Here is a 5677-nt window from a genome sequence, read left to right as displayed (position 1 = left end):
CCGGCTTCGAACTCGCCGAGAACGAACCCACCAAGCCCGGCTCCGAGGAGTACGCCCACTCCGAGAAGTACGAACTACGCCCCCGCGACTGGACCACCACCAACACCCTCACCCCACTCATCACCGTGCTCAACCGGCTGCGCCGCCGCCACCCCGCCCTCCAACAGCTGCGCGACCTCACCTTCCACCCCACCGACAACGACCACATCCTCGCCTACTCCAAGCAGAGCGGGACGGACACGGTGATCACTGTGGTCAACCTCGACCCACAGCACGTGCAGGAGGCCACCGTCTCGCTGGACCTGGCCGCCCTCGGCCTGACCGAAGGTCAACAGGTCTCCGTACGAGATGAGTTGACCGGAGCGGTGTACCAGTGGGGCCGGGACAACTACGTCCGGCTCGACCCCGCCGTGGCGCCCGCACACCTGCTCACCGTGGACCGGGGGGCGCCCGTATGACCACCGCCGTTGTCTGTGACTCCTGCGTCGCGGCCGTCCGACGGCCCGCACTCCAGGCGGACGAGTTGGTGCGGCCCCTGCTGCCGGCACTCGTCCCATGGCTCGTGAACCGTCGTTGGTTCGCCCATGAGCGAGGCTGCCTGCAGGGCCTGGAGCCGGTCAGCAGCACCGTCCTGACCGGCGACCCCGCCGACCGCGACGCACCGGTGCTGCTTCATCTGCTGCTGACCGCCCGGCACTCCGGCTCCGGTGCGCCGGTCCGGCGCTACCAACTGCTGGTCGGTGTCCGCCGGTCGCTCCCCGCCGAACTGGCGTCGGCCGTGATCGGCACCGCGACCGGCGGCGAGTGGGACGGCCGGTACCTCTACGAGGCGACCCAGGACCCGGAGTTGATGTCCAGGCTGCTGGTCAGGACGGCGGCGGGGCCGGTCGGCGAGCTCCGACTCTCGCTGACGGAGGGGCTGGTGAACCCGGGCCGACTGGTGCCGCACGCGCTCTCGGTGGAGCAGAGCAACACCTCGGTGGTCTACGGAGACCGGCTGATGTTCAAGCTGCTGCGCAGCCCGGAGCCGGGGCCGCACCCCGAGGTGGAGACCCTGCGCGGGCTCACCGAGGTCGGGTCGCCCCGGACCAGCAGGCTGGTCGGCTGGCTGAGCACCGCCGGGAACGGCGGGGAGGCTACGGTGCTCGGAGTCCTCACGGAGTTCCTGCCCGCCGAGGGCAACGGCTGGGAGCTGGCGGTCGAGCAGGCGGCCGACTGCCTGGTCGGAACCTGCCGGGCGGTGCCCGCGATCGGTGGGTTCACCACCGAGGCCCGGGCCCTGGGCGAGGCCGTCGCCGAACTCCACACCGCCCTGACCAGTGCGTTCGGGCGGGCCAGGATGGAGCCGGCCGACGTCCTCGACCAGGCGGGCGGAATGGAACGGCGGCTCAAGGCGGCCGTTCGGCTGGTCCCCGACCTGGAGGCCTACGCGGGCCGGATCACCACCCTGTACGACGACTACGCCAAGGTGGCGTTGCGCGGCGGCGGCGACCACGGGCAGCGGATCCACGGCGACCTGCACCTCGGCCAGGTGCTGCGGGGCGGCGACGGCTGGAAGATCATCGACTTCGAGGGCGAACCGGCCCGCCCGGCCGCCGAACGAGGTCTGCCGCAGCCCGCCCTGCGGGATGTCGCGGGCATGCTCCGCTCCTTCGACTACGCGGCCCAGCAGGCGCTCGCCGAGGTGCTGTGCCGCGAGGAGAGCGGTGCGGCTCCGGCCGAGGGCGAACCCTCCGCGGTCCGGCTGCGCCAGAGCCGCCGGGCGTACGCCTGGGCGGTGCGCAACCGCCGTGCGTTCGCGGCCGGTTACGCCGCCGCCGGTGGCATGGACCCGCACTGCCACCCGGTTGCGCTCCGCGCCTTCGAGGCGGACAAGGCGGTCTACGAGGCCGTCTACGAAGCCCAGCACCGGCCGGACTGGCTGCCCATCCCGCTGGCCGCGATCCAGCGGCTGGTCTCCGGCCGCTGAGACCCGGCCGCTGAGACCCCCGCCGTCCGTGCACCTTGCCCGACTCCACGAAGCCTGACTCCACGAAAGGGAACCCATCCGTGACAGTCCCGCCGACCACCCGGACGACCCCCGCCCGCTCCGGGGCGCTCGTACCGGCGCCGCTGCCGACGGAGGAGCACGACCGGCTGTTCGGCGGCCGGCACCACGACCCGCACGGCGTGCTCGGCGCGCACCTCACCTCCGAGGGGGTGGTCGTCCGGGTGCTGCGCTCCGGGGCGGACCGGGTGGTGGTGGAGACCGGCGAGGGCGAGGCCCGGCTGATCCCGGACCGGGACGGGATGTTCACCGGTCTGCTGCCGGATCTGGACGAGGTCCCGGCCTACCAACTCCGGGTGAGCTACGCCGGGGTGGAGTACATCGAGCAGGACGGGTACCGGCTGCCGCCGACGCTCGGTGAGTTGGATCTGCATCTGATCGCGGAGGGGCGGCACGAGCAGCTCTGGCAGGCGCTCGGTTCGCACCTGCGCACGGTGCAGGGCATTCCCGGTACGGCGTTCGCGGTGTGGGCTCGGCTCCTCCGGCGTCTGGGAACTCTTCGTCCCCTGGATCAGCGAGGGCACCCGCTACAAGTACGAGGTGTGGGCCCAGGACGGCCGGGTCTCGGAGAAGGCCGACCCGCTGGCCCGTCAGGCCGAGTGCCCGCCGGGGACGGCCTCGGTGGTCACCGAGTCGGCGTACGAGTGGGACGACGCCGACTGGCTGGCCCGCCGGGCCGAGACGGCCCCGCACGAGGCGCCGATGTCGGTCTACGAGCTCCATCTGCCCTCCTGGCGACCAGGGTTGACCTATCGTCAACTGGCAGTCGAACTCACGGACTATCTGGCGGAGTTGAACTTCACCCATGTGGAGTTCATGCCGGTGATGGAGCACCCGTTCGGCGGTTCCTGGGGCTACCAGGTGTCGGGTTTCTACGCGCCGACCGCCCGGCTCGGCAGTCCGGACGACTTCCGTTTCCTGGTCGACACCCTGCACCAGGCCGGCATCGGGGTGATCGTCGACTGGGTGCCCGCGCACTTCCCGAAGGACGACTTCGCACTGGCCAGGTTCGACGGCGAGCCGCTGTACGAGCCGGCCGACCCGCTGCGGGCCGAGCACCCGGACTGGGGGACGCTGGAGTTCGACTACGGCCGCACCGAGGTCCGCAACTTCCTGGTGGCCAACGCCGTTTACTGGTGTGAGGAGTTCCACATCGACGGCCTGCGGGTCGACGCGGTCGCCTCGATGCTCTACCTCGACTACTCCCGCGAGGCCGGCCAGTGGGTGCCGAACGAGGACGGTGGGCACCAGAACCTCGACGCGGTGCGGTTCCTGCAGGAGATGAACGCCACCGTCTACCGGCGCTGCCCCGGCGTGGTGACCATCGCCGAGGAGTCCACCGCCTGGGCGGGCGTCACCCGGCCGACCGACGCCGACGGTCTGGGCTTCGGCCTGAAGTGGAACATGGGCTGGATGCACGACTCGCTCCAGTACCTCGGCCGGGAGGCGGTCCACCGCAGGTACCACCACGACGAGCTCACCTTCTCGATGACGTACGCGTACTCGGAGAACTACATGCTGCCCATCTCGCACGACGAGGTGGTGCACGGCAAGGGCTCGCTGGTCTCCAAGATGCCCGGCGACTGGTGGCAGCAACGCGCCACCTTGCGGGCCTACCTGGGTTTCATGTGGGCCCACCCTGGCAAGCAACTCCTGTTCATGGGCCAGGAGTTCGCCCAGGGCGTGGAGTGGGACCACGACGCCGGACTGCAGTGGTGGCTGCTGCGCGAGGACTGGCCGGCCGCCGCCGATCACCGCGGCGTGCAGCACCTCGTCCGGGATCTGAACCGCACCTACCGGGAGTCCCCCGAACTCTGGCGGCTGGACACCGATCCGGCCGGGTTCGAATGGGTGGACGTCACCGCGGCCGAGGAGAACGTCTTCTCCTTCGTCCGCCGGGACGGTGACGGCCGGCAGCTGGTCAGCGTCAGCAACTTCTCACCCGTTCCCAGGACGGCCTACCGGGTCGGGCTGCCACAGGGCGGTGACTGGCGCACCGTCCTGGACACCGACGCGGCCGCGTACGGCGGTTCCGGCGCGGCCGGGGAACTGCCCGTGGTCAGCGCCGAGACCGTCCCTTGGAAGGGCTGGGACACCAGCGCCGAACTCGTCCTGCCGCCGCTCGCAACCATCTGGTTGGTCCCGCAGGACCGAACCCCGTCGCACGACTGAGCCCCAAGGAGCGAGCAACCCATGTCACCCGACTCGGCCGCCCAGATCGTCAGGGCCCGCGACATCAGGGGCCTGGTGCCCGATCAGCTGGACGAGCGTTCGGCCCACCGGATCGGCGCGGCCTTCGCCGAGCTCACCGGGGCGCCGGAGATCGCCGTCGCGCAGGACATGCGCGACACCTCTCCGGCGCTGGCCTCCGCCTTCATGCGGGGTGTCCTGGAACAGGGCGTCGACGTGGTCGATGCCGGGTTGGGGTCGACCGACTACCTCCACTTCGTCTCCGGCCTGCTCGGCGTTCCCGGCGCGATGATCACCGCTGGGCACCACCCGGCCGACCACAACGGGATCAAGCTGTGCCGGGCCGGTGCCGTCCCGGTCGGCGAGGGCACCGGCCTGGAGCGGATCCGGGCCGCTCTGGTCGAGGGCGGTCCGGACCGGGTGCCGGTGCCCGGTCGCCGGCGCGCGGTCGAGCTGCTGTACGACTACGCGGCCCACCTGCACTCGCTGATCGACCTGTCGGGGCTCCGCCCGCTCAAGGTGGTGGTGGACGCGGGCAACGGCATGGCCGGGCTCACCGTGCCGTTGGTGCTGAACCGCCCCGGCCTGCGGATCGTCCCGCTGCACTTCGACCTGGACGGCACCTTCCCCCATCACGACGCCGATCCGATGAAGCCCGCGAACACCGCCGAGCTCAGGAAGCGGGTGGTGGCCGAGGGCGCCGATCTGGGACTGGCCTTCGACGGGGACGCCGACCGGTGCTTCGCGGTGGACGAACGGGGTGAGGCGGTCCCGGCGTCCGCGCTGATCGCCCTGGTGGCCGAACGTCTGCTGGCGGCGGAACCGGGGGCCACCGTCGTGCACGACCTGGTCACCTCGCGGTCGGTGCCGGAGGCGATCGAGGCGGCCGGCGGCCGGGCGGTGCGTTCCCGGGTGGGCCGGTCCGCCGTCACGGCGCTGATGGCCGAGCACAACGCGGTCTTCGGTGGCGAGCACACCGGGCACTACTACTTCCGGGACTTCTGGTCCGCCGACACCGGCCTGCCGGTGGCGATGCACCTGCTGGCCGCGCTCTCCGCGGCCGATCAGCCGCTGTCGAAGCTGGTGGCGGAGCACGGCCGCCGGGTGAACTCGGGTGAGGTCGGCCTGGAGGTCGCCGACCCGGCCGAGGCGGTGATCGCGGTCGCGCGCACCCTGGGCGACTCCGGCGCCAGGGTGGACCGGCTGGACGGTCTGACGGCGGAGTTCGCGGACGGCTCCTGGTTCAATCTCCGGGCCTCCGACACCGAGCCGCTGCTGTGGCTGAACGCGGAGGCGGCCGACGAGAGGACGCTGCGGTCGCTGACGGACCATGTGCTGCGGGCAGTCCGGGGAGCCGACCAGGACGGCTGAGCCGGGCGCTCTCCGGCCGACGGCACGGCACAGAGCTGAGCAGCGCCGGGCCCGCTCCGCATTCGGAGC

At 71.7% G+C, this 5677-nt stretch carries 2 protein-coding genes and 2 pseudogenes; all 4 read left to right on the top strand.

All coding sequences use genetic code 11. The features are described 5' to 3' along the window. A pseudogene (locus ASC99_RS39400) lies at window positions 1-458 on the top strand (alpha-1,4-glucan--maltose-1-phosphate maltosyltransferase); the annotation flags it as partial. Continuing rightward, the gene (locus tag ASC99_RS14945; RefSeq protein ID WP_057232080.1) at window positions 455-1969 is read left to right on the top strand and encodes a phosphotransferase; all 1515 of its coding nucleotides are present in this window, start codon (window positions 455-457) and stop codon (window positions 1967-1969) included. The pseudogene ASC99_RS39400 and the gene ASC99_RS14945, both read left to right, overlap by 4 nt. Before the next feature lie 80 nt (window positions 1970-2049). Further along, window positions 2050-4219: pseudogene (gene glgB / locus ASC99_RS14940) on the top strand (1,4-alpha-glucan branching protein GlgB). 21 nt (window positions 4220-4240) lie between these two features. After that, a complete protein-coding gene (manB, locus tag ASC99_RS14935; protein WP_057232078.1) occupies window positions 4241-5608 on the top strand; it encodes a hypothetical protein in 1368 nt (455 codons plus the stop codon). The last annotated feature ends 69 nt before the right edge of the window (window positions 5609-5677 follow it).

This window comes from Kitasatospora sp. Root107 (assembly GCF_001424875.1).
GTDB lineage: Bacteria > Actinomycetota > Actinomycetes > Streptomycetales > Streptomycetaceae > Kitasatospora.
This window is presented reverse-complemented; position numbering and strand designations above follow the sequence as displayed.